Genomic DNA, 25,697 nt, shown 5'->3' with positions numbered 1-25,697 from the left:
TAGCCGGCCATGATGCCGGCGAAGAAGGACGCCAGTTCCTGGTGCGCGTCCAGCGGCAGCACGTGCGCCACGTACTGGTCGGGGCGGACCACGACCATGGCGCCCTGCACACGGTCGATACCGCGCAGATCGAAGATGTCCTGACCGGACTTCGGATCCGGGGTGAAGGCCTTCTCGTAGTCGGTCAGGCCGAAGGGCCCCTTGCGCGGGAGCAGGAACGGCGGCAGGTCGTCGACCGCCAGGTCCCGGTGGCCCTGCTGGAAGACGGCACGCACGTCGAACACGGCGTCCGGATCCGCCCCGGCGGGCGTGAACCGCTTGACCGGCGACTGATCCGACTCGGCCAGGAACCGGCACAGCGCCGCGATCCGGGAGTCCGGGCCGGAGGGGCCGGCCTCGTCCGCGAACGCGTAGATCCGCCAGCGGCCGTCGGCCTGGGCCACGTGCCCGAGCCCGAGCGGCTTGGCATCGGCCAGGCGGATGACCGGGGCGGAATGGAACCGCTCGCCGACCGGGAAGCCCTTGGCCAGGTGCTCGTGGGTGTCCGGCCCGGTGATCAGGTTCGGCGGGTAATCGGTGGCGAATCCGGCGGTGAACCGGCCGCCTTCGGTGAAGATCTGCTGCCGCTCGTCGGCGTCCATGCCGCCGGCCTCCGGGTGCTCCGGATCCTTCGGCTTCTCGGCCATGGCGGTGGACCAGCGCAGGTCGAAGTCGATCAGTTCCTGGGCGATGGCCTGCCGCTCGCCGGAATAGGTGTCCAGCAGCGCGGCCGGGCTGCGCCCCTGAAGCACGGCGGCGAGCTTCCAGCCCAGGTTGAAGCCGTCCTGCATCGAGACATTCATGCCCTGCCCGGCCTTGGCGCTGTGCGTGTGGCAGGCGTCCCCGGCGATGAACACCCGCGGGCTGCGGGTCCCGCGCTCGGCGGGCAGCACGTCGTCGAACCGGTCGGCGATCCGCTGGCCCACCTCGTACACCGACCACCACGCGATGTCCTTCACCTCCAGCGTGTAGGGGTGCAGGATCTTCTGCGCGGCCTCGATGATCGACTCCGGGGTGAAGCGCTTGCGGGCCTCGCGGTCCGCCGGGTCCAGGTCACCCAGGTCGACATACAGCCGGACCAGGTAGCCGCCCTCGCGCGGGATCAGCAGGATGGACCCGCCGGAGGCGGACTGGACCGCGGCCTTGAGCCGGATGTCGGGGAAGTCCGTGACGGCCAGGATGTCCATCACGCCCCACGCGTGGTTCCGCGCGTCCCCGCGCAGCTCGATGCCCAGGGACTTGCGCACGGCGGAGCGGGCGCCGTCGCACCCCACGACATACTTGGCGCGCACAGTCACTTCCGCACCGCCGTCGGCTCCGGTGTTTGCGGTATGCCGCATGGTCACCTTCACCGGGTAGTCACCGGCGTCTTCGACGACGACGCCGGTCACCTCCAGGCCGTAGTCCAGCTCGAGCCGGGACGGGGACTGGCGCATGTGCCCGAGCAGGTAGTCCTGCATGCGCGCCTGGTTCACGATCACGTGCGGGAACTCGGAGAGCCCGTCCTCAACGTCCTGCATCCGGCCGGTCCGCACGATCGCGGAGCGGTCGGACCCGCCGGGACCCCAGAACGAGGTCTCGTTGACCCAGTAGGCCTCGCGGACCAGCTTCTCGGCCAGCCCGAAGGCATTGAACATCTCCACGGTCCGGCAGGCCACGCCGTCCGCCTGGCCAATCTGGAGCGGTCCCTCGCGGCGCTCGACCACCATGGTGCTGAGCTCCGGGAACTCGGCCAGCTGCGCCGCCAGCACCACGCCGGCCGGACCGGTGCCCACCACCAGGACGTCTACCCGCTCCGGCAGCCCGCCGTCCCGGCCCTTGCCACGTCCTTCGGCCGCGGGCCGGAGTTCGGGATCCCCGGGACGGTATCCGTCGAGGTAAAACTGCATGATGCTCCTGATCGATCGGCAGGCCGCGGCCTGGCTCGTGCTGGGATAGGGAAAGCCCCGGTCGCGGATGGCCACCGGGGCGTTTCCCCCAACAGTAGTGAGCGTGCTCACGGGCAGGCCAAGCTATTCTGCACCGCAGAATCCCTTGGCCTCCCGGCCCCGGACCGGTCAGCTGCCGACGTAGGCCGCCAGATGCTCGCCGGTGAGCGTGGAGCGGGCGGCGACGAGGTCGGCGGGAGTGCCCTCGAAGACGATCCGGCCGCCGTCGTGGCCGGCGCCGGGGCCGAGGTCGATGATCCAGTCGGCATGCGCCATGACCGCCTGATGGTGCTCGATGACGATGACCGATTTGCCGGCGTCGACGAGCCGGTCGAGCAAGCCGAGCAGGTTCTCGACGTCGGCGAGGTGGAGACCGGTGGTCGGCTCGTCGAGGATGTACACGCCGCCCTTTTCGGCCAGGTGGGTGGCCAGCTTGAGCCGCTGCCGCTCGCCGCCGGAAAGCGTCGTGAGCGGCTGGCCGAGGCTGAGGTAGCCGAGGCCTACGTCGGCGAGCCGGGTCAGGATGGCGTGCGCGGCCGGCGTGCGCGCCGCGCCGGCGCCGAAGAATTCCCCGGCCTCGGCCACCGACATGGCCAGCACCTCGCTGATGTCCTTGGAGTTGTCCGGGTCGCCGAGGCGGTATTCCAGAACCGACGCCTGGAACCGCTTGCCCCCGCACTCCTCACAGGGAGTGGTGACGGTGTCCATGAAGCCCAGGTCGGTGTAGATGACACCCGCGCCGTTGCAGGCCGGGCAGGCGCCCTCGGAGTTGGCGCTGAACAGCGCCGGCTTCACGCCGTTGGCCTTCGCGAAGGCTTTGCGGATCGGATCGAGCAGTCCGGTGTAGGTCGCGGGATTGCTCCGCCGCGAGCCCTTGATCGCGCCCTGGTCGATCGACACGACGCCGTCGCGCCCGGCCACCGAGCCGTTGATCAGCGAGCTCTTGCCCGAGCCGGCGACGCCGGTGAGCACGCAGAGCACCCCGAGCGGGATGTCGACGTCGACATCCTTGAGGTTGTGCGCCGCCGCACCGCGGATCTCGAGCCTGTCCTTCGGCTGGCGCACGCTCTCCTTGAGGGTGGCCCGGTAGTCCAGATGGCGGCCGGTGAGGGTCCCGCTCGCCCGCAGCCCCTCCAGGGTGCCCTCGAAGCAGACGGTGCCGCCCGCCGTGCCCGCGCCCGGACCGAGGTCGACGACGTGGTCGGCGATCGCGATCGCCTCCGGCTTGTGCTCGACGACGAGCACCGTGTTGCCCTTGTCGCGCAGCTGCAGCAGCAGGTTGTTCATCCGCTGGATGTCGTGCGGGTGGAGGCCGATGGTCGGCTCGTCGAAGACGTAGGTGACATCGGTGAGCGACGAGCCGAGGTGTCGGATCATCTTGGTGCGCTGTGCCTCGCCGCCGGACAGGGTGCCCGAGGGACGGTCGAGCGAAAGGTAGCCCAACCCGATCTCCGCGAACGAGTCGAGCAGGTGCTGCAGGCCGGCGAGCAGCGGGGCCACCGACGGCTCGTCCAGGCCACGCACCCACCCGGCGAGGTCGCTGATCTGCATGGCGCAGGCGTCAGCAATGTTCACTCCATTGATCTTCGAGGAGCGGGCCTCCGGGCTGAGACGGGTGCCGTCGCAGTCGGGGCAGGTCTGGAAGGTAATGGCCCGTTCCACGAAGGCGCGGATGTGCGGCTGCATCGCGTCCACGTCCTTGGACAGGAACGACTTCTGGATCTGCGGGATCAGGCCCAGGTACGTCAGGTTGATCCCTTCGACCTTGATTTTGGTCGGCTCCTTGTAGAGCAGGTCCTGCAGCTCCTTCTTCGTGTACTTGCGGATCGGCTTGTCCGGATCGAACCAGCCGCAGCCGCGGAAGATGCGGCCGTACCAGCCCTCCATGCTGTAGCCGGGGATCGTGAGCGCACCTTCGTTGAGGGACAGGCTGTCGTCGTACAGTGCGGACAGGTCAAAGTCGGTGACCGCACCCTTGCCCTCGCAGCGCGGGCACATGCCGCCGAGCCGGTTGAAGGTCGCCTTCTCGGTCTTGGTCTTGCCGGCGCCGCGTTCGACGGTGATCGCACCGCTGGCCTTCACCGAGGGGACGTTGAACGAGTAGGCGTTGGGCGAGCCGATGTGCGGCTGCCCGAGCCGGCTGAACAGCATGCGCAGCATCGCGTTGGCATCGGTGGCGGTGCCGACGGTGGAGCGCGGGTTGGCCCCCATCCGCTCCTGATCGACGATGATCGCCGTCGTCAGCCCCTCCAGCATGTCAACGTCGGGCCGCGCCATCGTCGGCATGAAGCCCTGCACGAAGGTGCTGTACGTCTCGTTGATCATCCGCTGGGACTCCGCGGCAATGGTGGCGAACACGAGCGAGCTCTTGCCCGAGCCGGAGACGCCGGTGAACACCGTCAGCCGGCGCTTCGGGATTTCAAGACTGACGTCCTGGAGGTTGTTCTCGCGGGCGCCCTGCACGCGGATCAGATCGTGGCTGTCGGCAACGTGCAGCGCCAGCGGCTGCACGTCCGTGCTCGTGTCCATGCTCATCGTGTCTCCCTCTGTTACGCGGAACCGCCCACGCGGTATCCGCCGGCATCGCCCGGCAACGGTCCGCTGTCTACCTTATCGGCGGTGCCGGCCCAGGCGTCAGGCCAGCGGCCGTGCTACGCCTGCGGGGCTGCTTCGTCGGGCCGGCCGGGCCACACATGTTCCGCCAGCGCGAGGACCGCCGGGAGGGCCGGGTTCTCCGACGTCCGGCGCCAGGCCATGCGCAGGTAGATCGGCAGGGTCTCGTCGAGCACCCGCAGGAAGCGCACATGCGGGTCCGTCACGTTCTCCGCGACGGAGGAGACCGTGAGCGAGCATCCGACCTCGGCTCCCACCAGCGCCATGGCGGTCCAGGAGTCCGGTGCCCGTTGCACTATGTCAGGATCGAACCCCGCGCCCAGGCTCAGCCGGCGCAGCCGGTCGCCCAGCACGGAGCCCTCGTGCGGCGGCAGGGCCACGAGTGGTTCTCCGGCAAGCTCCGCCATGCGCACCTCATCACGTGAGGCGAGCCGGTGGGATGCCGGAACGGCCAGGACGAGGTGTTCCTCGGCGATGATGCGGGCATCGACGCCCGCGGGAACAAAATCCCACCGGCCAAGGCTGATATCCACCTCGTCCCGGAGAACCCGGGCGAGGGCCGGGAGCGCGAAGTCCTGGCTGTTGAGCTGGAATTCGATCCCCGGGTGCGCCCTCCGGACCTCCCGGGCGAGGACTCCCACGAGAACGTGGGTCGAGGCACCGGCATAGGCGAGCGTGACTGTCCCCGCTTCGCCGCGTTCGGCGGCCAGTGCGGAGGCCCGGGCCCGCTGCGTTGCGGCGAGGATCTCCCGGGCGGGCGCCACCAACGCCGCTCCCGCCGCGGTCAACCGGACGCTGCGGGTGCTGCGGACGAACAGGTCGACACCGAGGTCCCGCTCCAACTGCCGGACCATCCGGCTCACCGGCGGCTGGGCCAGGTGGAGCCGCTCGGCGGCCCGCCCGAAGTGCAGTTCCTCCGCCACGGCGAGGAACACCCGCAGTTGCTGTATCTCCATTCCGACATTCTTGCATGAAATGCAATAGTTGCTCCATTAATAGGTATTGGACTCGGCATAATGACGGTGGGATGGTGGAAGGGAATCCCGAGATGGAAGAGGACTCATGGCACTGCAGAGCAACGCGGCCCCCGCCGCCCCGGACCTGCCCCAAGGCCGGCGGCCGTACCCCGCAGAGCGGGACGCCTTCGGCCGCAACGCGAGCGGTCCCCTGGCCGGCATCGTGGTCGCCGATTTCAGCCGGGTCCTGGCCGGCCCCTACTGCACCATGCTGCTGGCGGATATGGGCGCGACCGTCATTAAGGTCGAGAGCCCCTCCGGTGACGAAACGCGTGCGTGGAAACCGCCGGTCTTCGAAGGCCAGTCCACGTACTACCTGTCGATCAACCGGAACAAGAGGTCGATCGCACTGGATTTCTCCGACCCCGGCGATCTTGAGACGGCGCGTACCATCGCCGCCGGTGCGGACGTTGTCGTCGAGAACTTCAAGCCCGGCGGCCTGGAACGCTTCGGCCTGGATTATGCGTCCGTGGCCGAGCAAAACCCTGCTGTTCTCTACGCGTCCATCACGGGCTTCGGCTCGGCCGGAGGGGCCGCCCTGCCCGGCTACGACCTGCTCGTCCAGGCGATGTCCGGTCTCATGAGCCTGACTGGGGATCCGGAGTCCCCCGCCTACCGCTCCGGCGTCGCCGTTTTCGACGTCATGACCGGACTCCATGCCGCCATCGGCGTCCTGGCGGCCCTGCATGAACGCGCTCAAAGTGGCCGGGGCCAGCGCATCGAGGTGAACCTCATGTCCTCGGCACTCTCCGGCATGGTCAACCAGACCGCCGGCTTCCTGCTCAGCGGCAAGGTCCCGACCCGCATGGGCAACGAGCATCCCAGCATCTACCCGTACGAGCCGCTGGCCACCGCGGACGGCGACATCGTCCTGGCCATCGGCAACGACCGGCAGTTCCGCACCCTGTGCGAGGTTCTGGAAGCTAACGAATTGGCTGCGGACCCCAGGTTCTCCACCGCCCCGGACCGCAGCCTCAACCGTGCGGCACTGCGCCCCATCCTGCAGGAGCTGCTGGCCGCCCGCCCCGCCCCCGAATGGTTCGACATCTTCACCGAGGCGCGGCTGCCGTGTGCCCCGATCAACGACGTGCGCGGCGGAATCGAATTCGCGCAGCGCCTCGGACTGGAACCGGTCGTGGCGGTGGGCGACGGCGATACGGCACTTCCCGGGATCCGCAACCCCATCTCGTTCTCGTCGACCCCGGCCAGCTACGACCTGGTGCCGCCCGGCATCGACGCCGACCGCGATGACATCCTGGCGTGGCTTGAACTGACAGCCAAGGCTCCGGCCGGCCCGCGTCGGTGACCCATACACAACATTCCGAAGAACCTAGTGGCGGGAGATCCCTCATGTCCGTTGTCGCAGCATCCGCTGAAATCAACTCCGACTTCCTGAACGTCGACCAGTGGCTCAATGACGAGGACCGGGACCTGGTCCGGCGCGTCCGCGCCTTCGTTAACGATCAGGTCCTGCCGGTGATCAACGAGTCCTGGGAGAAAGCCGACTTCCCCTACGAACTGGTCCCCGAACTGGCCAAGCTCGGGATCATCGGCACCTCGGTCCAGGGCTACGGCAGCGCCGGCCTGACCCGCATGCAGGCCGGGCTCGTTGCGATGGAGCTTTCCCGCGGCGACGGCTCGCTCAACACCTTTAATGCGGTGCACTCGGGACTGGCCATGGGGACCATCAACCTGCACGGTTCCCATGAACAGAAGGAGCGCTGGCTGCCGGCAATGGCCAAGCTGGAGAAGCTCGGCGCATTCGCCCTCACCGAGCCCGACCATGGCTCCGACACGGTCGCCCTCGAGACCTCGGCCCGCCGTGACGGCGACGAATGGATCCTCAACGGCACCAAGCGCTGGATCGGCCTGGGCCACGTCGCTGATCTCGTGATCGTGTGGGCCCGCGATGTCGAGGACGGAAAGGTCAAGGCCTTCGTCGTGGAAAAGAAGGACGGCGCCTACCCCGAGGGTTACCATGGCGAGGCCATCACGGGAAAGATCGCCAAGCGCGGCATCCAGCAGGCGGCCATCACGATCGAGAACGTGCGCGTTCCCGAGGCCAACCGGCTCGAAGGCGCCCACGGCTTCCGCGGCGTGACCGCCGTCCTGAACCTGACCCGCACCACCGTCGCCTGGGAAGCCCTCGGCCACGCCCAGGCTTGCTACGAACTCGCGGTGAAATACACGCAGCAGCGCCAGCAGTTCGGCAAGCCGATCAGCCACAACCAGCTCGTCCAGAACAAGCTGGCCACCATGCTGGCGGACCTCACCGCGATGCAGCTCATGTGCTTCCGCTGCGGCCAGCTCCAGGACCAGGGCATCCTGTCCCAGCAGCAGGCTTCACTCCAGAAGATGTTCGTGGCGGACAAGGCGCGCACCCTGTGCCGGGATGCCCGCGACCTGATGGGCGGCAACGGACTGCTGCTGGAGAACCACGTGGCCCGGCACCTGCTGGACATGGAAGTCGTCCACACCTACGAAGGCACCGATTTTATCCAGTCCCTCATCGTGGGCCGTGAGATCACCGGCCACAACGCCATCGCCTAGGACCTCGAATGACACAGACCCTTAACGACGCCGGTATTCGGCTGTGCTCCTCGGCGTTCACCGCGCTGGTGACCGAGGAGCGGCAGGACCGGCTTTCCGTCCGGCTGCACCGTCCGGAGGTCAGGAACGCGATCGACCAGCAGATGGTCGACGAACTGCACGCCGTCTGCTCCTACCTGGAGAGCACGCCGAAGATCCTGGTCCTTTCCGGCACGCCCGGCGACCCGGAGTCCGGATCGAAAGGGATCTTCGCCTCCGGCGCCGACATTGCGCAGCTGCGCGAGCGGCGCCGCGACGATGCGCTGGCCGGGATCAACTCGGGCATCTTCGACCGGATCGCGAAACTGCCGATGCCCGTCATCGCGGCACTGGACGGGTATGCACTCGGCGGCGGCGCGGAACTGGCCTACGCGGCCGACTTCCGCATCGGCACCCCGGCGCTGCGGATGGGCAATCCCGAGACGAACCTCGGGATCCTGGCCGCGGCCGGGGCGAGCTGGCGGCTGAAGGAACTCGTCGGCGAGCCGGTGGCCAAACAGGTCCTGCTGGCCGGCAAAGTCCTGACGGGCGAGGACTGCCTGCGCGTCGGGCTGGTCACCGAACTCGTCGAGCCGGAAGAGCTGATGAGTGCGGCCCATGCTCTGGCGGACGATATTGCGGCCCAGGACCCGCTGGCCGTACGGATCTCCAAGGCCGTGTTCCATGCCCCGCGGGAGGCACACCCCGTCATCGACACCCTCGCCCAGGGGATCCTTTTTGAATCCCAGGCAAAGTTCGACCGCATGCAGGATTTCCTCGACCGAAAGAAAAAGTAGATGAACGAAGCGACTACCGGCCAGTCCTCCCTGCCAGCCCGCGTGGGGGTGCTCGGCGGAGGCCGCATGGGCGCCGGCATCGCCCACGCCTTCCTGACCAAAGGCGCCGACGTCGTCGTCGTCGAGCGCGACGAAGCCTCCGCGCAGGCCGCCCGCGAACGCGTGCAGACCGCCGTGCTGAAGTCCCTGGACCGCGGGCTCGCCGGCACGGCAGCCGACTACGCCTCCCGCTTGCGAGTGAGCGTTGACTACACCGATTTCGCCGACCGGGAACTGGCGGTCGAGGCCGTACCGGAACTGTGGGACCTGAAGGTCTCCTCGCTCAAGGCGGTCGAGGCCGAACTGGCTGCCGGGGCCGTCCTGGCCTCGAACACGTCATCACTGTCCATGACCGAACTGGCCGAAAACCTGTCCCGTCCCGAGGACTTCCTGGGCCTGCACTTCTTCAACCCGGTCCCGGCCTCCACCCTCATCGAGGTCGTCATCGCCCGGCAGACCCGCCCCGAACTGGTGGAGCGCGCCCGCGGCTGGGTCCAGGCGCTGGGCAAGACCGCCGTCGCCGTCAACGATGCCCCCGGCTTCGCCAGCTCCCGGCTGGGCGTGGCCATCGCACTCGAGGCCATGCGCATGGTCGAGGAGGGCGTCGCGTCTGCCGAAGACATCGACAACGCCATGGTGCTGGGCTACAAGCACCCCACCGGCCCGCTGAAGACCACCGACATTGTGGGCCTGGACGTGCGCCTCGGCATCGCCGAGTACCTGCATGAGACGCTGGGCGAGCGGTTCGCACCGCCGCAGATCCTGCGTGACAAGGTTGCTGCCGGCGAACTGGGACGCAAGACCGGCAAGGGTTTCTTCGACTGGAGCTGAATTACCGGCAGCCGCCGGCCCTTACTTCGCCTGCGGTTTCTTCTTTCCCATGGAGTCGAAAAGCTGGGTGGAGGACAGTGCGTTGAAGGGCATGGCCACGTTGTGCTCGAGGCCCTTGAGATGGGCGGCCTTGAGGTCCTTGAGCAGCACCGCCAGGGCGGTGTCCGCGGTCCATTCCGAAACGGAGTCCCAGTTGCGGGCGACCCAGCTGTCGCCGGTGCTGACCCGGAAGAGGTTCAACAGTTCGTCCTGTGGCAGGTTGTATTGGGTACCGAACTTGAGTCCTTCGGCGACGGCGTTCATGTTGATGCCCAGGATGAGGTTGTTGACCAGCTTGGCGGCCTGGCTGTTGCCCGGTTTACTGCCGTAATAGAAGACGTTGGATCCTACCGCGTCGAAGTACGGGCGGGCGGCCGCCACGCGGTCCTCCGGACCCGAGGTCATGATCGACAGGGTGCCGGCCTCGGCGCCGGTGGAGCCGCCGCTGACGGCGGCGGCGATGAGCTTCACGTCGCTGTGTTCCTCGACCTGCCGGCCCAGTTCGTTCATCGCGTCGGGGACGAGGGTGCTCATGTGACCTGAACGCCTTCGTGGCGGCCCGGATACCCCGGACGACACCGTTGAAGTTGATCAAGAAGATCTCCTCGATCAACTCAGGGATGATCTCCTCGACCGGCCGCTGCGGCGCGATCCCGGCATTGTTGACGATCACGTCGAACCCGCTGTCGCGGTCGGCGACGTTCACGGATACGGCGATCGCGGCGCCGCCCTTGCCGCCGAGCTTCTGGGCGGCCTTGGCCGCGGTCTCCATGTTCAGGTCCGCGATCGCCCATCCCGGCCGCTGCCAGCCCGCAGATGTGCACCGCCAGTCGGGCTAAATTTCGGCGGTATTTCCCGGGCCGGCCGCCGAAACCGGATCGCCGGCCTGCATCCAGTCCCGCATATTGAGCATGGTTGCGTGGATTTCCTGCCGCGCATAGTGGCCCGGGTCCCAGGCGCCGTACAGCGGACTGGTGACCGCTTCCCCGTTGCAGGTCAGCGGTCTGGAGACCAGACCGAAAGTCGGATTGTCCAGCACGATGCACGCTCCGCGGCCGGTGGCTGCCAGCGCCTGGGCCATGGAGGAGGACTCAGGTTCGTCGAAGCCGTCCAACTGCACGCCGGCCCGCCGGAATGCCGCCTCGGTGGCGGCGCGGACGGCGCTACGGCGGCCCATCAGGATCAGCCGGTGGCCGCGGGTGGCCGCGACATCCACCCGGGCCTCCGCCGCCAGCGGATGCTGGGGCAGGACCTGGATAAATACGGGCCGTTCATACAGCAGCAGGCTGTCGGTGTCCGGCTCCGGCAGCAGGGTGCTGACGGCCATGTCCGACTCTCCGCGGCGGACGGCAGCGTAGGCGTCGGCGGGGTCGCGGATCAGCGCATCCGCGATCGGCGCCCCGGTGGCCGCAATAAACGGCGCAATCACATGGGTGACGGTGGCCGCCGGGCAGGCGACGGTCAGCGGCAGCAGTTCCTTCTTCGCCTCGGATTTCATCACCCGCAGCCCCAGATCGGCGCGCTGCACCAGGTCGGTGGCGATGGCCAGAAAGTGGCGGCCCGCCGACGTCGGTATAAGTCCGCGGGGTGTGCGGTCGAAAAGCCCGAGCCCAAGTTCCTTCTCCAGGGCCGCCAGCTGGCGGGACAGCGAAGGCTGGCTGACCCGCACCACCTGCGACGCCGCGGACAGCGAGCCCGTTTCCACCACCGCGATGAAGTAGCGCAACGTTCTAAGTTCCATAGCGGCGCTCCCGGTGCGTGGGCTCGATATGCCTTAAAGACATAGGTAATAGAGAATCTAAGCAATAGACAGTATAGGTGTCGCGACGCACACTTGTCTGCAACGGACCGGTGACCTTCCGGAAACCGGCAATTGAACTTGAGGACAATGACTATGAGGACTGCTGTCCAGGCCGCGGACCGTGGCCGCAGGGCCACTCTTGGCGCTTTCGTCGGGACCGCCATCGAGTGGTACGACTTCTACATCTTCGGCACGGCCGCCGCGCTGGTCTTCGGCCGGCTGTTTTACCCGGAGGTCAATGCAGCCACAGGCCTGCTGGCTTCGTTCGCCACCTTCTGGGTCGGATTCCTGGCCCGTCCGATCGGCGGTCTGGTCTTCGGACACATCGGCGACCGGATCGGCCGCAAGAACACTTTGGTCATCACACTGCTGCTGATGGGTGTGGCCACGACCGGCATCGGCCTGCTGCCCACCTATGCGGCCATCGGCGTCGGCGCCCCGCTGCTGCTGGTGCTGCTGCGGGCGCTCCAGGGCCTGGCCGTCGGCGGCGAATGGGGCGGGGCGGTGGTGCTGGCCACCGAGAGCGCCGCGAAGGAACGCAAGGGCTTCGCCGGCATGTGGGTCCAGCAGGGCTCGCCCGCCGGCGCGGTACTGGCCAGCGTGATGTTCCTGCTCGTCAGCCGCCTGCCTGAGGAGGCCTTCCTGGGCTGGGGCTGGCGCGTGCCTTTCCTGCTCTCGGCCGTGCTGGTCATCGTGGCCCTGGTCATCCGGGTCAAACTGGAAGAGTCCGAGGAGTTCACCCGGTCGAAGCGCAACGATGCCGTCGTCAAGGTCCCGGTGGTCGAGGTCTTCCGGACCGCCCGCGCCCAGGTGTTCCTGGGTATCGGAGCCAGCATCATGGGCATCTCCGCGGCCTACTTCAGCAACACCTTCGTGCTGTCCTGGACCACTTCCGAACTTGAGGTTCCCCGGCAGACGATGCTCAACGTTATGCTCGCCGTCTCGATCCTGCAGTTTATCTGGCAACCGGCGGCCGCCTGGATCTCCAGCCGGATCGGCCGCACCAGGCTGATGATGTGCGCGCTGCTGGGCAACGTGGTGATCGCGGTACCGATGTTCCTGCTCATCCTCACCCGCGACCCGCTGCTGATCGGCCTGGGCCTGAGCCTGTCCATCATCACCGGCGCCTCCTACTACGCCATGCTCGCGGGCCTGCTGGCCGAGTCCTTCCCGGCCAACGTGCGCTACACCGGGGTCTCCGTGGCCTACCAGGTGTGCTCGTCGATCATCGGCGGGTCCACTCCGCTGGTGGCCCAGTACCTGCTGAACATCTCCGGCGGATCGCACTGGGCGGTCGTCGGCTACTACATGGCCCTGCTGCTGGTGACCGCCGCCTGCGTCCTGGCCCTCTCCAAGCGGACCGCCGTCCGGCAACCCGAAGAAGAGGCCGCAGCGGTCCGGGCCTGACCCGGCGCCTGAACCCGAAACGCATCCCCTACACATCCCAGACCAGGAGCTGTCTTGCACCTTGACGCCATTTTTGACAACGGCCGATTCCAGACCCTCGACCCGGCACGGCCCACGGCCAGCCGGATCGGCGTCTTCGCGGGCCGGATCGCCGGCCTGGACGAAGAACTCGACGGCGTCACCGCCAGCGAGCGCCACGACCTCGGCGGCGCGTATGTGGTGCCCGGCTTCAACGACGCCCACCAGCACCTGAGCATGCGCGGCCGCCGGCTGCAGTCCCTGGACCTGCGCTCGGACGTGGTGGCAAGCCTGGACGAGCTGTACGCCGCCGTCGAGGAATTCGCCCGCAACCTGCCCGCAGGCGCCTGGATCAAGGGTTCCGGCTACGACCAGAACAAGATCGGGACCCACCCCACCGCGGAAATGCTCGACAAGGTCTCCGCCGGACATCCCGTGTGGCTCGAACATGTGTCGGCACACATGGGCGTGGCCAACACGGAGGCATTCCGGCGGGCCGGTTTCACCGAACGCGCCGGCGTGCCCGACGTCCCCGGCGGCCACGTGGAACGGGACGCGGCCGGCATCGCCGTCGGGCTGCTGCAGGAAACGGCCCTGCACCTGGTCACCGACGCATTCCAGCCGATCGGGACCGACGAAATCGTCGGCTACATCAGGGCCGGCTCCGAAACCGGCGTGGCCGAAGGCCTCACCAGCGCCACCGAACCGGGCATCGGCGCGGTGGACCACATCGGCAACAGCCCCCTCGACCTCTATGCGTTCCAGCGGGCCCGGAGCGAGGGGGCGCTCAAGGTACGCATGACCCTGATGCCGTACATCACCGTGCTCCGGGACCTGGGCGCACTGGAAGGCGAATCGAACTGGGCGGGACTGGACCTGGGCATCCACACCGGCTTCGGTGACGAATACCTTCGCCTCGGCCCCACCAAAATCGCCACCGACGGGTCGCTGATCGGACGCTCGGCCTACATGAGCTGCTGCTACCACGACGACAGCGCCAACCGCGGATTCATGCAGTTCACCCCCGGGGAAGTCAACGACCTGATTACCGCCGCGCACCGCTCCGGCTGGTCCGTGGCTGCACACGCCATCGGCGATGCCGCGGTGGACAGCGCCTTGGACGCGTTCGAGCTGGCCCAGCAGCGGCACCCGCGCCAGGACCCCCGGCACCGGATCGAGCACTTCGCTGTCGCCAGCGACGCGCAGGTGCAGCGGCTGGTCCGGCTCGGGGTCACCGCGGTACCGCAGGGCAGGTTCATCTCCGAACTCGGCGACGGCATGATGCGGGCGCTGGGCCCCGAACGGTCGCTGCAGTGCTACCGCATGCGCAGCCTGCTCGAGGCCGGAGCCGTGCTCCCGGGCAGCAGCGACTCCCCGGTCGCCCATGGGTCACCGCTGCTGAACATCCACGACATGGTCAACCGCCTCACTTCCGACGGCGCCGCCCTGGCACCCGATGAACGGCTCACCCCGCTGCAGGCACTGGAAGCCTACACCTCCGGCTCCGCCTACGCCGCGGGTGAGGAACGGATCAAGGGCCGGCTCCGGCGCGGCATGCTCGCCGACTTCGCGCTGCTCTCCGATGACCTGCTGGCCGTCGACACCGCGCGGATCAAGGACCTCGCCGTCGGCGCCACCGTGATCGGCGGTGACGTCGTCTACAACGACGGAGCGCTCTGACAACCGGCACGTAGAGGACACGGGCCGACCTCCCGTGAACGACGACGGCGGTGCGCGGCCCACTTTCGTGGGCGGCGCACCGCCGTCGTCGTGGGGCGGCCGGTTAGAGCCAGCGGGGGGCGGATTCGGGGTGTTCGTACCGGCTGGAGGTGATGCCGCGGGCCGGACGGCCGGCGGCCCAGGCGGTGATCTCGGACAGGGTGCCGGTGATGATCTCCGGGTCTGCGGCTGCGGTATCCCCGAGTTTGGTGATGGATGGGGCTCCGGCAACCTTCAGGACCAGGTTCTTGTCCGTCCCGCGCTTCTGCCAGGCTTCGGTGATATCGGTCAGCAGGCGTTCGAGCACGGTGGCGGGGATGTCGGCGAAGGTTGCCCCGTTGTCCAGGTCCACGGCGTGGATCCAGACTTCGCGTATCCGCATCCAGACCGTCTCGGACGCGGGCACGGTGCGGCCCTGCGCGGTTTTGACCAGGTGGGACCAGGCCGCGTCCGGGGTGTCGCGCCATTCGACGTTCAGGTGGATCGCCGAGTGCTCGTACAGGTGGCGCAGCGCCGCCGGCGGCAGGGTGGCCCCGTAGTCGATCTCCCCGTTGCGGGCCTCGGGCGAGGCGTACATCGGGGTTTCCACCCCGGTGTTGGCCCACGCCATCAGCCGCGCGATCGCGCGGGCGTTGTAGCCCACATGGGCCACCACGTGCGCCCGGGTCCAGCCCGGCAGCAGCGAGGGCTCCTTCAGCTGGTCGTCGGTGAGTTCGTTGAGCTTGCGGCCGAAGAACGCGGTCCCGCGCCGGACCGTGAGCAGGTCCTGCAGCAGGGCCGGGTCCCCGGCCAGGTCCTGGCGTGCCGCCATGGGAGTCTCCTGAGGGTCGTTGGGGCGCGGTCCGGCCTGTGGGGGCAGGCCGGACCGCGCGGGGATCCTGCACCGTGGTGCAGGAGGTCTAAACGGCGGCGCCCACGGTGGCCGTGGCCCGGTTGCGCAGGGTGCCCAGACCCTCGATGCTGGTCTCCACAACCTGGCCCTCGGTGAGGTAGCGCTGCGGCTTGCGGGCGTGGCCGACGCCGCCGGGGGTGCCGGTGATGATCACGTCCCCGGGGTTGAGGGTGATCATGGTGGAGATGTAGGAGATGAGGAACTCCGGGCCGTGGACCAGGTCCCCGGTAGAGGCTTCCTGCATCACCTCGCCGTCGACGACGGTGCGGATGGCCCCGCCCGGGGTCCATTCGTCGGGGGTGACCAGTTCCGGGCCCAGCGGGGTGGAGTGCTCCCAGTTCTTGCCCTGCAGCCACTCCTTGGTGCGGAACTGCCAGCTGCGCATCGAGACGTCGTTGCAGACCGAGTAGCCGGCGATGTGCGCGGCCGCGTCGGCCTCGCTGATCCGACGCCCGCCGGTGCCGATGATGACGGCCAGCTCGGCTTCCCAGTCGATCGCGGCGTCCTCGGCCGGAAGCTCGATGTCATCGTGCGCGCCGATGAGGGTCTCGGCGTACTTGGAGAACAGGGTGGGGTACTCGGGCAGGTCCCGGCCCATCTCCAGGATGTGGGTCCTGTAGTTCAGGCCCACGCACACGATCTTGGACGGGGCGGTGACCACCGAAGCCAGCTGGGCTTCGGCGGCCGGATGCTGTGCCCCGTCGGCTTCGGCGGCGATGGTGGCCCAGTCCGGGTGGGCCAGCAGCGCGCCGACGTCGGCGAAGCCCTGGATTTCGGTGTAGGTGTCGCCGTCCCGGCGGACGGCGGTGGTGCCTTTGGTGGTGCGCAGTGTTGCGAGTCGCATTACTTGGTGGTTCCTTCGATGTAGGTTCGGTTGAAATTCAGGCGCTCAATGATCGGCTGGTCGCCGAACTGGAACAGGTCGAAGGGTGTTTCGGCCTGCAGGCTGAAGGCGGCCCAGGACGGCACGACCACCAGGTCGCCCTTTTCCACCGTATTCACTTCGCCGTTGATCACGATCGCGCCGCGGCCCTCGAAGACCTGGTAGACGCTGGAGCCGACCTCACGGACCGTCGGGGTGGCGGTGCCGGGGCGCAGCCGGTGGAACTGGGCGCGGATGGTGGGCATCACGTCGCCCCCGGTGGTCGGGTTCACGAACCGGACGGCCGCGTGGCCCTGGTGCACGGTGGCCGGGTGGCCCTCGTCCTCCAGCGCCAGCTGCTGCGCCAGGGCCCGGTCGGTGTGCTCCCACCGGTAGGCCCCGATCGGGGAGGAGACCGTGTTCCCCAGGCCCGAGAGCGGGCGCAGGCCCGGGTGGGCCCAGAGCCGCTCGGAGCGGGAGATGTCCGGGGTGGACTCGTCGGTGACCCGCTCGGTGCCGAACTCGAAGAACGCGGTGTCCGTGTAGTGCACGAACGGGATGTCCAGCCCGTCAATCCACGCCATCGGCCGATCCGTCTCATTGTGGTGGCCGTGGAAGTTCCAGCCCGGGGTCAGCAAAAAGTCCCCGCGGGACATGCGCACCGGATCCCCGTTCACCACCGTCCAGACGCCCTCGCCCTCGACCACGAACCGGAACGCGTTCTGCGAGTGCCGGTGCTCCGGAGCCGTCTCGTGCCCGCCCAGGTACTGGATCGCCGCCCACAGCGTCGGCGTCGCGTACGGCCGGCCGCCCAGCCCCGGGTTCGCCAGCGCAATCGCCCGCCGCTCCCCGCCCCGGCCCACCGGCACCAGCTCCCCGGAGCGCTCGGCCAGCGGCAGCAGCGTGTTCCAGCGCCAGACATGCGGCACCGCCGCCGGCTTCGGGTGCATCGGCATCAGGTCACCGATCTCGGTCCACAACGGCACCAGGGACTCCGCCGCGAAGTCCCGGTACAGCTCATCAAGCGCTGCCGCCTCCTCGGCCGTCGGTTCCGCGGCAACCATCTGGTTCTCCATCATGCTGTCCTCCTCATAGTTCCTTTTTAGAGCCATCCGAACCGCCGTCGGCCGCGGCCGGCGGTCAACGGACCCGTCTTGAAACGGTCTGCAGTACCCTGACCCCCTTGGACGCCGGATCGCGCGAGGCGCTGTCCACCACGGCGTTGAACAGCTCATCGGCGTCTCCTGCCCGCACCGGATAGACGACAACCGAGGCCGGTGCCGCCGGCTCCCGCAGCAGTCTCGGACGCTCCATCAGGCTGAATCCCGGTTCCGGCACCGCAGCCATGGCCTCCTGCCCTGCCGCCGCCACCGGCAGGTTACCGAGGGGCTCAGGCGAGAGGACCCATATCTTCGCGCGGGCATCGTAGCTTTCGCGGTTCGTCACCGTGAATGCGGTCAGCGTGCGGATGAACCTGACTTCATCATCCTGCTGTTCCCTCGACGTGTGGTTTTCCGGTGACGAGACGGCGGTGTCGTCGAACCAAACCTCGACAACACCGTCGACCGTCGCGGCCGGATCCCCGTCGGTCCAGAAAGACCGGACGGAATTCTGCACATACTCTTTCAACCCGGGAAGGGTCGAGATGATCTCGGCGTGCCCGGTAGCCCAGTGCTGGTCGAAGTCCTGGAACGACATGTCGGACCGGCGCTGCAGTAGTGCGATGCGCTTTCTCAGCACGAGGTTTCCCCTTCCTTGATGGCATCCGCCACCGGCCGTTGGGCCGGCCGGATGTGCGCCTCACTAACGAACCGGGCCGCGGTGCGGCCGGCGACGCTGCCGGTGATGTGCGCGGGTGCGAGCCCGCCTGTGTAGCCGTAGTTGGAGAGCCCGCCGAGGTCTGCACCCACGGCGTAAACCCCTTCGATTCTCTCGCCGGCGGAATTCAGCACCGCGGTGCTGTCGTCAACAGCTATTCCCCCGAGCGTGAACGTGATCGCGGGCTGGACCTCGAGGGCGTAGAACGGTTGCCTTCGCAGCTTCTCCAATTGCCGGACCGTCGGTGGCTGACCGCGCGAGACGCGGCGTGCCAGTGACGACACCTCGACGTCGCCGGCGAGTGTCTTCGTGAGCTGCGCGGCATCGACGCCGAGCGCATCCAGCTGTTGGACGAGTTCCCCGAGGGTCTCTGCCTTGGCGTGCCGGGCGCCGGCCTCCACCGCGAAGGCGAACCGGTCAACCCGCCCAAAGTTGGCGAAGGGTTCGGACACCCCGTAGGTCGAGCGCACCTCCTCGTCGAAGATGAGGAATGCGGTCATCCCGTCGACTTCGGCGAGGTCCTGGTTGAGGATCTCGTCGCCGCGGGATTCGTCGGAGATCCGCCGGCCGTCGGCCGCAACGAGGATGCCGTGATTGGAGTAATACTGCGAGTAGAGCATGAACCGGTCCGGCGTGAAGTTGGCAACTGGGTGAGGCACAAGATGTCCGTAAAAGGTACCGAGGTCTCCGGCGAAAGCCGCGCCCAGGGACACGGCTAGGCTCAGTCCGTCGCCTTCGCTGCCGCGGTTCGACCGGAGCAGGATGCCAGCCCCGACTTCGGGCATGTGGGCCGCCCGTTGTGCAGGTGATGCCTGGAATCCGCCTGTGGCCAGGATGATGGCATCGGTATGGATCTCCTGGCGGGTGCCTGTCGATTCCACCTCAAGGCGGAACCGGCGCGGACCCGAGGACGCAACCGAGCGAATCCGGACGCCGGTCCGCACCTCTCCATTCGACCGGAGAAGCCTGCTTTCGAGGATTTTCAGGTAGGACTTGACATCGAACGAATACCCCCGGCCGAACCCCATGATTCCGGGCGTTGCCTCGGCATCGACATGGACGCCGCTGGCGCGAATTTCTGCCAGGCCTGCCTCATAGGCCTGGATCACAAGACCGGCCAGCCGCATGTCACCGTGCGGAATCCGCCGCCGGTACGAAGCCAGATCGGGCGCGGTCCAGTACATGCCGGCGGACAGTTCGGACGAGCCACCGAGACGGTCCTGCTTCTCCAGAAGCGTCACGCTGGCGCCTTCTGCGGCCGCCACCGACGCCGCCCGCAGCCCCGACAGTCCGCCGCCCAGGACGACGACCTCCCGCGACCAGCTTCGTGTCATGCCACCTCACGCTCCTTATATATCTTCGTCTCGGACTTCCGCATTCCGGAATGCCCTGCATCGCCACAGCGAAGATAAAGGATCCATTGAACGCTGCGCACGAAATTTTCCACATAACAGAATTCCGGCTCCATCTCGTCGACTCCGATTGCCCTTGAACGCACAGCCTTGCCTCACCAACACAGCTCGAGAGCGCGACTTTTTCCACATGGCAGAAATGAAGTTGGCGATGTTTGAACGTGTGACTAGGTTCATACCGGTCCCAAAGACGGGACGTGCGGGGGCCAGCATCTGCCCACGAAATGAAAGGCTTGAAATATGACCCGGGAAACCCTATCCCCCATTGCTCCTCCCCCCGGCGGCAACTCTGTTGCGACTTCCGCCCAGCGCTCCCAAAAGCGGAAGGCCGTCACGAGCGGTGCCCTCGGCTCGGCGCTTGAGTGGTTCGACTTCGCGGTCTACGGCGCCCTGTCTGCCACTATCTTCCCCGTGCTCTTTTTCTCCGGTCTCGGCGAGGCGGGCGCCCTGATCGCCTCCTTCGCCACGTTCGGAGTCGGGTTCCTCGCACGCCCGCTCGGGGCAGTCATCTGCGGCCACCTTGGAGACAAGTACGGCCGCCGGCCCGTGCTGCTCGGCACGTTCATCCTCATGGGCATCAGCTCGCTGGCCATCGGCCTTCTCCCGGCAAACCAAGGGGTCTCGATCGCCGTCGTCCTCGTGTCGCTGCGGTTCCTTCAGGGCTTCTCACTCGGCGGCGAGGCAACCGGCGCACAGCTCATGACCCTCGAGCATGCGAATGCGAACCAGCGCGGGTTCCTGGGTGCGTTTATCAACATCGGCTCCCCGCTCAGCCAGGTCCTGGCCAACGTCACCCTGGTCATTCTGAGCAGCTCCCTGAGTGAAACCGCGTTCCAGGCCTGGGGCTGGCGCGTGCCCTTCCTCATGAGCATTCTGCTGGTCGTCGTCGGCATCTACATCCGCCTGCGCCTCGAGGAGACCCCCGTCTTCCTCGAACAGAAGGCCACCGCGGCAGAATCCGTCAACGGCCTTCAGGTCCTCAAGGCGCAGCCGTGGACCATCACCAGGCTCATGCTGGTGCGCGCCGGTTCCAACGTGACCTTCTACACCATCTCGGTCTTTGGCCTGAACTACCTCACCGTCAATGCGGGCTTCAGCCAGGGAACCGCATTTACCATGATCCTCGTGGCCAACGGCATCTCCGTCGGCGTCGGCCTGCTGGGTGGATTCGTCAGCGACCGGATAGGCCGCAAGCCCGTCCTCATCATCGGCATTATCGCCCAGCTCATTGCAGTCGCATCGTTCTTCCCCGCCGCAGAGTCCGGCAACGTCGTCCTCATCGTGCTCGCCGTGACCGTTGCGATCAGCGGCGTACAGTTCGAATTCGGTGCACAGCCGGCGCTCTATTCGGAACAGTTCCCCACCAACATGCGCTTCTCGGGATCGGCCCTGTCACTCTCCTTCTCCCAGGTGCTCTTTTCCGCACCCGCCCCGATGGTCGCTGCCGCCCTCGCCAGCACCGGCAACATCTGGTCCATTGCCGCCATCAACATCGGTGTGCTCCTTATGTCGCTGCTGTTCGTCCGGTGGCTCCGCGAGAACCACAAGGCCGAGCTGAGCGACATCCACTAGGAATCCCGCTCACATGTGTGGGGCCTGCGTGACGCACCTGATGGTTACAGAAGGCCCCACTCATGAACCGTGGGACGGGTTTTCCGGGTCTGGTCCTGCCATTCCTGCCAAGCGCTCGTTCCCGCCGAATCCATGAACCCTGAAGGCTGTATTCTCTATGTCCATAATGGGCAAACAAAAGGATGTCTATCAGCGGCCCCGGTACGCCCTGAACTCGGTAGACCATGCACTGCGCCTGATCCAGATTCTGCGCGACACCGGCGGCGCCCGGCTCTCCGACGTCGCCCGCGAGCTGGACATCTCGCCCTCGGCCGCGCACCGGCTATTGACGATGCTGGTTTACCGCGACTTCGCGGCCCAGGACGAAACCCGCGCCTACGTTCCGGGCCCGTCCATGGGCGCCCCGCCATCGCCCTCGCCCTGGACCCGCAAACTCAAGACCCTCCTCCATTCACACCTGGAACTCCTCGCCGGCCGGCTCGACGAAAGCGTCAGCCTGATGTTCCGCACCGGCGCGCGGACCCGGGTGCTCACAACTCTCGAGGGCGGCCAGCTCCTGCGGGTGGGGGACCGGACGGGACTCGTGCAGGACGCCCGGCTGGCCGCCGGCGGAAAAGCCATCCTCGCCGGACACGACCAGGCATTTCTCGAACGGCTCTACAGAAGCCACTCCGCCAAGCTCGCGGGAAGCTATCTGGGCGAGGCAGAATTCGGGCGGCTGCTGCGCATGCTGGAGGAAACCAGGCGGCTCGGATACGCCCTCAACCAGGAGGAAACGGAGGCAGGGCTGCATGCGCTGGGCATGGCCCTCCATAGCGCCGGGGGCGCTGTACTCGCATCCTTTTCCGTTCTCGTGCCGTCTTCGCGCGGCGACGTGCTCCGGGACCCCACAACGCTCGCCCTGATGTCCGAGGCCCAAGCGGAGATGGACTTGGAGATCCGCACTGCCGGGCTCAGCTTGCAGGCCTGACCGGGCTTGGCTTCCTAGAGCCAAGGCTTCGAACGGAACCCCGGAAGGACACCTCCGGCCCGGGTAGCCGGGGCCGCAGAGCCGCTGGAGCGGCAGGCCTTCCGCTGCGGGACCACGTGCAATCGAAAGGCTCATGTCCGGTCCACTCCCAGGAACACGGAAGGTGGTGCGGAAAGTTCCCGCTCTACTGCTGTCGCCACGTCGGTCCCGCAGCGGTAGACTCCCTCAACCGGCCCGGCTCTCACCCCCCCCCACGGCTAGGTCGAACAGGCCGCTTTCAGCGGCTTTTGGATGAAGGAGCAATCATGGACACTGTCACCCTGGAAGACGCCCGCACCGTCATCGCCGCCGCCGAGGCCAAGGCGGCCGAGATCGGCCAGCCCATGAACATTGCCGTGGCCGACGCCGGCGGCAACCTCGTTTCCCACGTCCGCATGGACGGTGCCTGGATCGGCAGCATCGACATTTCCATCAACAAGGCCTTCACCTCCCGGGCCTTCGACGTCGCCACCAAGGACCTGGGTGACAACTCCCAGCCGAACCAGCAGTTCTACGGCATCCACGCCAGCAACCACGGCCGGATCATGATCTTCGCCGGCGGCCTTCCGCTCCGCCGCAACGGCCAGGTTGTCGGCTCCATCGGCGTCAGCGGCGGCTCCGGCGAACAGGACCAGACCGTCGCCGAGGCCGGCGCCGCCGCCCTTAAGTAACCGGTCGACGATCGGATCGGGCAGCCTCGGGGCGTCGCATCCGAGCGAAGGTTCGGGGCTGTCTGACGTCTTGGCAGAAAACGGTCCGAGCCTAACCGCTACCCTCCGGCCGCGGTCTTGGATCCTGCAACCACTACCGGCCGCACGGCACCCGCGGAGGCTGGACAGGCGTCGAGGAGAGAGCCAAAAAAGGGACCGCGGGTGCCGTGGAACCTGTGCGCTCCCTCCGGGCTGCTCCGGCCCGGCAGATTGATCATTTGGAGCAGGATATGAAGGCCGTGGTCGTCGGGGCGGGCATTGCGGGCCTCGTCGCAGCCCGCCAGCTTGGTTTGGCCGGCTGGGACGTCGAACTCCTCGAGAAATCGTCCGCTCCGCGCGCCGACGGCTACATGATGGATTTCTTCGGCCCAGGGGTGGAGGCCGCAGAAAAGATTGGCATCTATCCGCGGCTCGCAGCGGTGGCCTACCACGTCGAGGCCGCCGAGTATGTCGATGCAACGGGATGCCGCACCTGCAGCCTCGATTACGGCCGGTTCGCCCGGCTGGCCGGCGGGAAGGTGCTGAGCCTGCTGCGCCCCGATCTGGAGCGCGCCGCTCTCGCGGCGCTCGACGACGTGACCCCGGGCCGGGTGCGGGTCCGCTATGGCGCGCCGGTTTCCCGGGTCTGGCGGGACGACGGCGGGATGCGGATCGCCGTCGAGGGCTCAGCGAACGTCCCGCACGCCGCAGACATGGTCATCGGCGCTGATGGCATCCACTCGCGAGTGCGCGCCCAGGTGTTCGGCCCGGAGGAGAATTATCTGCACCCGCTGGGGATGCGGGCCGCCGCCTTTATCGTGACCGATCCGCACCTTAATGCCCGTTTCCGGAACCGGTTCGTTCTCACCGACAGCATCGGGCGGGCAGCAGGGCTCTACAGCGTCCGTTCGGCGGAAGTGGCGGCTTTCATGGTCTACCGGAATATGGAAGGCGCGGCCGGGCACCTGCGGTCCGAGGGTCCGCGGGAACGGCTGCGACGCGAGTTCGCCGGACTCGGTAGTGCTGTTGACCGGCTGCTCGAACTGTGTCCGGAACATCCATACGACGACGTCGTGGCGCAGATCGTCATGCCGGGCTGGCACCGGGAACGGACAGTTCTCGTGGGGGATGCCTGCGGAGCCGTGTCGCTCCTGGCCGGACAGGGCGGATCGCTCGCCATCGCCGCTGCCGCGCTGCTGGGGGATGTCCTCGGACCGGCAGCTTCGCCGGCAGAAATCGGGCCGGCCCTCGCCGAATTCGAACGACGGTGGCGGCCTGTGGTCGAGGAGGCACAGGCCTCAGGCAGGCGCGCCGCGTCGTCGTTCCTCCCCGCGAACCGGACCCAGCGCCTGGTGCGCCGATGGATCATCCGGGCCACCCATCTGCCTGGAATCGACCGGCTGGTGGCCCGCTGGATCGTCGGCAGGATCGCGAAGTAAGCCCCGGCCGAAACCCGGTCGCCGCCGCAGGGTTTCGTCTATTCCAAGGGCCGCCCTCCACCGGGCTGCTTCGGCGCCTCGCGGGCAGGCAGGCGCAGCAGGCCTCGTACTTGCGTCGAGGGATAGCGACCGCTGACACCGCAAACTGCGGCGTTCAGCCGAAACCTTCAATGCCTGTTTTCTGCCCCTTCCATGCTGTCCGCCCGGTTCGCCGCTTGCCGCGGCCCCGGGAAACGGGCACGCCCCCTCGAATGGAGGGGGCGTGCCCGGATGCTGCGGGTTTCGGGCTAGACGGCCGTATATCCACCGTCGATCGGAATGGTCGCGCCGGTGATGAACTTCGCCTTGTCGCTGGCGAGGAAGGTGATGAGGTCGGCGACTTCCTGCGCCTCGCCGACGCGGCCGGCCGGGTGCAGGTTGGCATACTGCTCCAGGGTGGGCTCGTCGATGAGCGGGGTACGGATCACGCCCGGGGCCACCGCGTTCACACGGATGCCCTCCTTGGCGTACATCGTCCCGGCGGCGCGGGTCATGTTCACGACACCGCCCTTCGAGGCCGAGTAAGCGATGTTGTTCGAGACGGCCACGAGGCCGAACATCGACGCGAGGTTAACCACGACGCCGCCCTTCCCCTGTTTGAGAAGCTGCTCGATGACGTACTTGTTGGTGTAGAACACGCCCGAGTAGTCGATGCCGTTGGTGCGCTCCCAGTTTTCGACGGACGAAGTGACGACGTCGCCCTCGCCGCCGACACCCGCCGAAGCGACGGCAATGTCAAGGCCGCCGAATTCCGCGACCGTCTTCGCGACGGCAGCCTCGACGCTCTCGGCCTTGGAGACGTCGCCCTGGACGAACTTCGCGCCGATCTCGTCGGCGACTTCCTGCGACTTGGGGTTGAAGTCGAAGATCATGACCTTCGCGCCCTCGGCGATGAAGGTCTTTGCGGTGGCGAGGCCGAGCCCCGAACCGCCGCCGGTGATGAATGCGACCTTGTTCTCAAGCTGCATGAGTCAGTCCAATCTCTAATTGATTTTGCGGTCACCGTTGTGTCGTGGTTCCCGCGCTGCGCATTTATATGCGTATGCATCCAGTTTCACATTATTACTTGAAATGTCAACTAATGTGTGCCGTCTCACAACGTGGACAGCCGTCGAGGGCGGGGAGCCTCGGCAAGCTCGTGCCGGCTAAA

21 protein-coding genes and 1 pseudogene are annotated in these 25,697 nt (G+C 67.4%); 10 read left to right on the top strand and 12 right to left on the bottom strand.

Going from position 1 to position 25,697, the window contains the following annotated elements; genetic code table 11:
• The 3 genes from LVY72_RS21585 to LVY72_RS21575 all read right to left on the bottom strand — a co-directional run.
• A partial coding sequence (locus LVY72_RS21585; RefSeq protein ID WP_237826437.1) for an FAD-binding monooxygenase occupies positions 1 to 1,928 on the bottom strand: 1,928 nt, incomplete at its 3' end.
• 168 nt (positions 1,929 to 2,096) lie between these two features.
• On the bottom strand, positions 2,097 to 4,502 hold the full coding sequence (locus LVY72_RS21580; RefSeq protein WP_237826435.1) for an ATP-binding cassette domain-containing protein: 2,406 nt from the start codon (positions 4,500 to 4,502) through the stop codon (positions 2,097 to 2,099).
• 116 nt (positions 4,503 to 4,618) lie between these two features.
• Positions 4,619 to 5,536: a LysR substrate-binding domain-containing protein gene (locus LVY72_RS21575; RefSeq protein WP_237826433.1), complete on the bottom strand. Its 918-nt coding sequence runs from the start codon at positions 5,534 to 5,536 to the stop codon at positions 4,619 to 4,621.
• A 106-nt stretch (positions 5,537 to 5,642) separates the two neighbouring features.
• Between LVY72_RS21575 and LVY72_RS21570 the strand changes: the two genes are divergently transcribed.
• Genes LVY72_RS21570 through LVY72_RS21555 form a run of 4 tightly spaced genes read left to right on the top strand, consistent with a single transcriptional unit; the run spans position 5,643 to position 9,831 of the window.
• Entirely contained in the window at positions 5,643 to 6,902 is a 1,260-nt protein-coding gene (locus tag LVY72_RS21570) for a CaiB/BaiF CoA transferase family protein (protein WP_237826425.1), read from the top strand.
• A 44-nt stretch (positions 6,903 to 6,946) separates the two neighbouring features.
• Positions 6,947 to 8,146 carry an acyl-CoA dehydrogenase family protein gene (locus LVY72_RS21565; RefSeq protein WP_237826424.1) on the top strand — a complete coding sequence of 400 codons (1,200 nt, stop codon included), beginning with the start codon at positions 6,947 to 6,949 and terminating at the stop codon, positions 8,144 to 8,146.
• A gap of 8 nt (positions 8,147 to 8,154) precedes the next feature.
• A complete protein-coding gene (locus LVY72_RS21560) occupies positions 8,155 to 8,961 on the top strand; it encodes an enoyl-CoA hydratase/isomerase family protein (protein WP_237826421.1) in 807 nt (268 codons plus the stop codon).
• Positions 8,962 to 9,831: a 3-hydroxyacyl-CoA dehydrogenase family protein gene (locus LVY72_RS21555; protein WP_237826418.1), complete on the top strand. Its 870-nt coding sequence runs from the start codon at positions 8,962 to 8,964 to the stop codon at positions 9,829 to 9,831.
• Between the two features lie 21 nt (positions 9,832 to 9,852).
• On the opposite strand, the gene LVY72_RS21550 is transcribed toward LVY72_RS21555, so the two are convergent.
• The 3 genes and pseudogenes from LVY72_RS21550 to LVY72_RS21540 form a co-directional block, all read right to left on the bottom strand.
• Entirely contained in the window at positions 9,853 to 10,404 is a 552-nt protein-coding gene (locus LVY72_RS21550) for an NAD(P)-dependent oxidoreductase (protein WP_237826416.1), read from the bottom strand.
• A gap of 61 nt (positions 10,405 to 10,465) precedes the next feature.
• A pseudogene (locus LVY72_RS24980) lies at positions 10,466 to 10,642 on the bottom strand (hypothetical protein); the annotation flags it as partial.
• Between the two features lie 63 nt (positions 10,643 to 10,705).
• The gene (locus tag LVY72_RS21540) at positions 10,706 to 11,611 is read right to left on the bottom strand and encodes a LysR family transcriptional regulator (protein ID WP_237826409.1); all 906 of its coding nucleotides are present in this window, start codon (positions 11,609 to 11,611) and stop codon (positions 10,706 to 10,708) included.
• 153 nt (positions 11,612 to 11,764) lie between these two features.
• On the opposite strand from LVY72_RS21540, the gene LVY72_RS21535 reads away from it, so the two are divergent.
• Entirely contained in the window at positions 11,765 to 13,078 is a 1,314-nt protein-coding gene (locus LVY72_RS21535; protein ID WP_237826408.1) for an MFS transporter, read from the top strand.
• 54 nt (positions 13,079 to 13,132) lie between these two features.
• Positions 13,133 to 14,776 carry an amidohydrolase gene (locus tag LVY72_RS21530; protein WP_237826406.1) on the top strand — a complete coding sequence of 548 codons (1,644 nt, stop codon included), beginning with the start codon at positions 13,133 to 13,135 and terminating at the stop codon, positions 14,774 to 14,776.
• A 103-nt stretch (positions 14,777 to 14,879) separates the two neighbouring features.
• On the opposite strand, the gene LVY72_RS21525 is transcribed toward LVY72_RS21530, so the two are convergent.
• The 5 genes from LVY72_RS21525 to LVY72_RS21505 all read right to left on the bottom strand — a co-directional run bounded on the left by LVY72_RS21525 (position 14,880) and on the right by LVY72_RS21505 (position 19,721).
• Entirely contained in the window at positions 14,880 to 15,626 is a 747-nt protein-coding gene (locus LVY72_RS21525; RefSeq protein ID WP_237826405.1) for a maleylpyruvate isomerase family mycothiol-dependent enzyme, read from the bottom strand.
• Positions 15,627 to 15,714: 88 nt separating this feature from the next.
• Positions 15,715 to 16,551, bottom strand: coding sequence for a fumarylacetoacetate hydrolase family protein (locus LVY72_RS21520; protein ID WP_237826404.1), 837 nt, complete (start codon positions 16,549 to 16,551; stop codon positions 15,715 to 15,717).
• Positions 16,551 to 17,648: a cupin domain-containing protein gene (locus LVY72_RS21515; protein WP_237826403.1), complete on the bottom strand. Its 1,098-nt coding sequence runs from the start codon at positions 17,646 to 17,648 to the stop codon at positions 16,551 to 16,553. Before LVY72_RS21515 ends, LVY72_RS21520 begins: the two co-directional genes overlap by 1 nt.
• A 61-nt stretch (positions 17,649 to 17,709) precedes the next feature.
• Entirely contained in the window at positions 17,710 to 18,309 is a 600-nt protein-coding gene (locus tag LVY72_RS21510) for an EthD family reductase (RefSeq protein ID WP_237826400.1), read from the bottom strand.
• Complete coding sequence (locus LVY72_RS21505; protein ID WP_237826398.1) at positions 18,303 to 19,721, bottom strand: FAD-dependent oxidoreductase; 1,419 nt, start codon at positions 19,719 to 19,721, stop codon at positions 18,303 to 18,305. Before LVY72_RS21505 ends, LVY72_RS21510 begins: the two co-directional genes overlap by 7 nt.
• A gap of 318 nt (positions 19,722 to 20,039) precedes the next feature.
• Here LVY72_RS21505 and LVY72_RS21500 point away from each other — a divergent pair, with 318 nt between their 5' ends.
• From LVY72_RS21500 to LVY72_RS21485, 4 genes are all read left to right on the top strand, one after another.
• The gene (locus LVY72_RS21500) at positions 20,040 to 21,371 is read left to right on the top strand and encodes an MFS transporter (protein ID WP_237826392.1); all 1,332 of its coding nucleotides are present in this window, start codon (positions 20,040 to 20,042) and stop codon (positions 21,369 to 21,371) included.
• Between the two features lie 166 nt (positions 21,372 to 21,537).
• The gene (locus tag LVY72_RS21495; protein WP_237826391.1) at positions 21,538 to 22,341 is read left to right on the top strand and encodes an IclR family transcriptional regulator; all 804 of its coding nucleotides are present in this window, start codon (positions 21,538 to 21,540) and stop codon (positions 22,339 to 22,341) included.
• A gap of 305 nt (positions 22,342 to 22,646) precedes the next feature.
• Positions 22,647 to 23,051 (top strand): GlcG/HbpS family heme-binding protein, encoded by a 405-nt coding sequence (locus tag LVY72_RS21490; protein WP_237826386.1) that lies wholly within the window; start codon positions 22,647 to 22,649, stop codon positions 23,049 to 23,051.
• Between the two features lie 269 nt (positions 23,052 to 23,320).
• Positions 23,321 to 24,508, top strand: coding sequence for an FAD-dependent monooxygenase (locus LVY72_RS21485; RefSeq protein ID WP_237826384.1), 1,188 nt, complete (start codon positions 23,321 to 23,323; stop codon positions 24,506 to 24,508).
• 287 nt (positions 24,509 to 24,795) lie between these two features.
• Here the strand turns inward: LVY72_RS21485 and LVY72_RS21480 are convergent, their stop codons facing one another.
• Positions 24,796 to 25,515: an SDR family NAD(P)-dependent oxidoreductase gene (locus LVY72_RS21480; protein ID WP_237826381.1), complete on the bottom strand. Its 720-nt coding sequence runs from the start codon at positions 25,513 to 25,515 to the stop codon at positions 24,796 to 24,798.
• Between the last annotated feature and the right edge of the window lie 182 nt (positions 25,516 to 25,697).

It is taken from the genome of Arthrobacter hankyongi, from assembly GCF_022012395.1.
Lineage (GTDB): Bacteria > Actinomycetota > Actinomycetes > Actinomycetales > Micrococcaceae > Crystallibacter > Crystallibacter hankyongi.
This window is presented reverse-complemented; position numbering and strand designations above follow the sequence as displayed.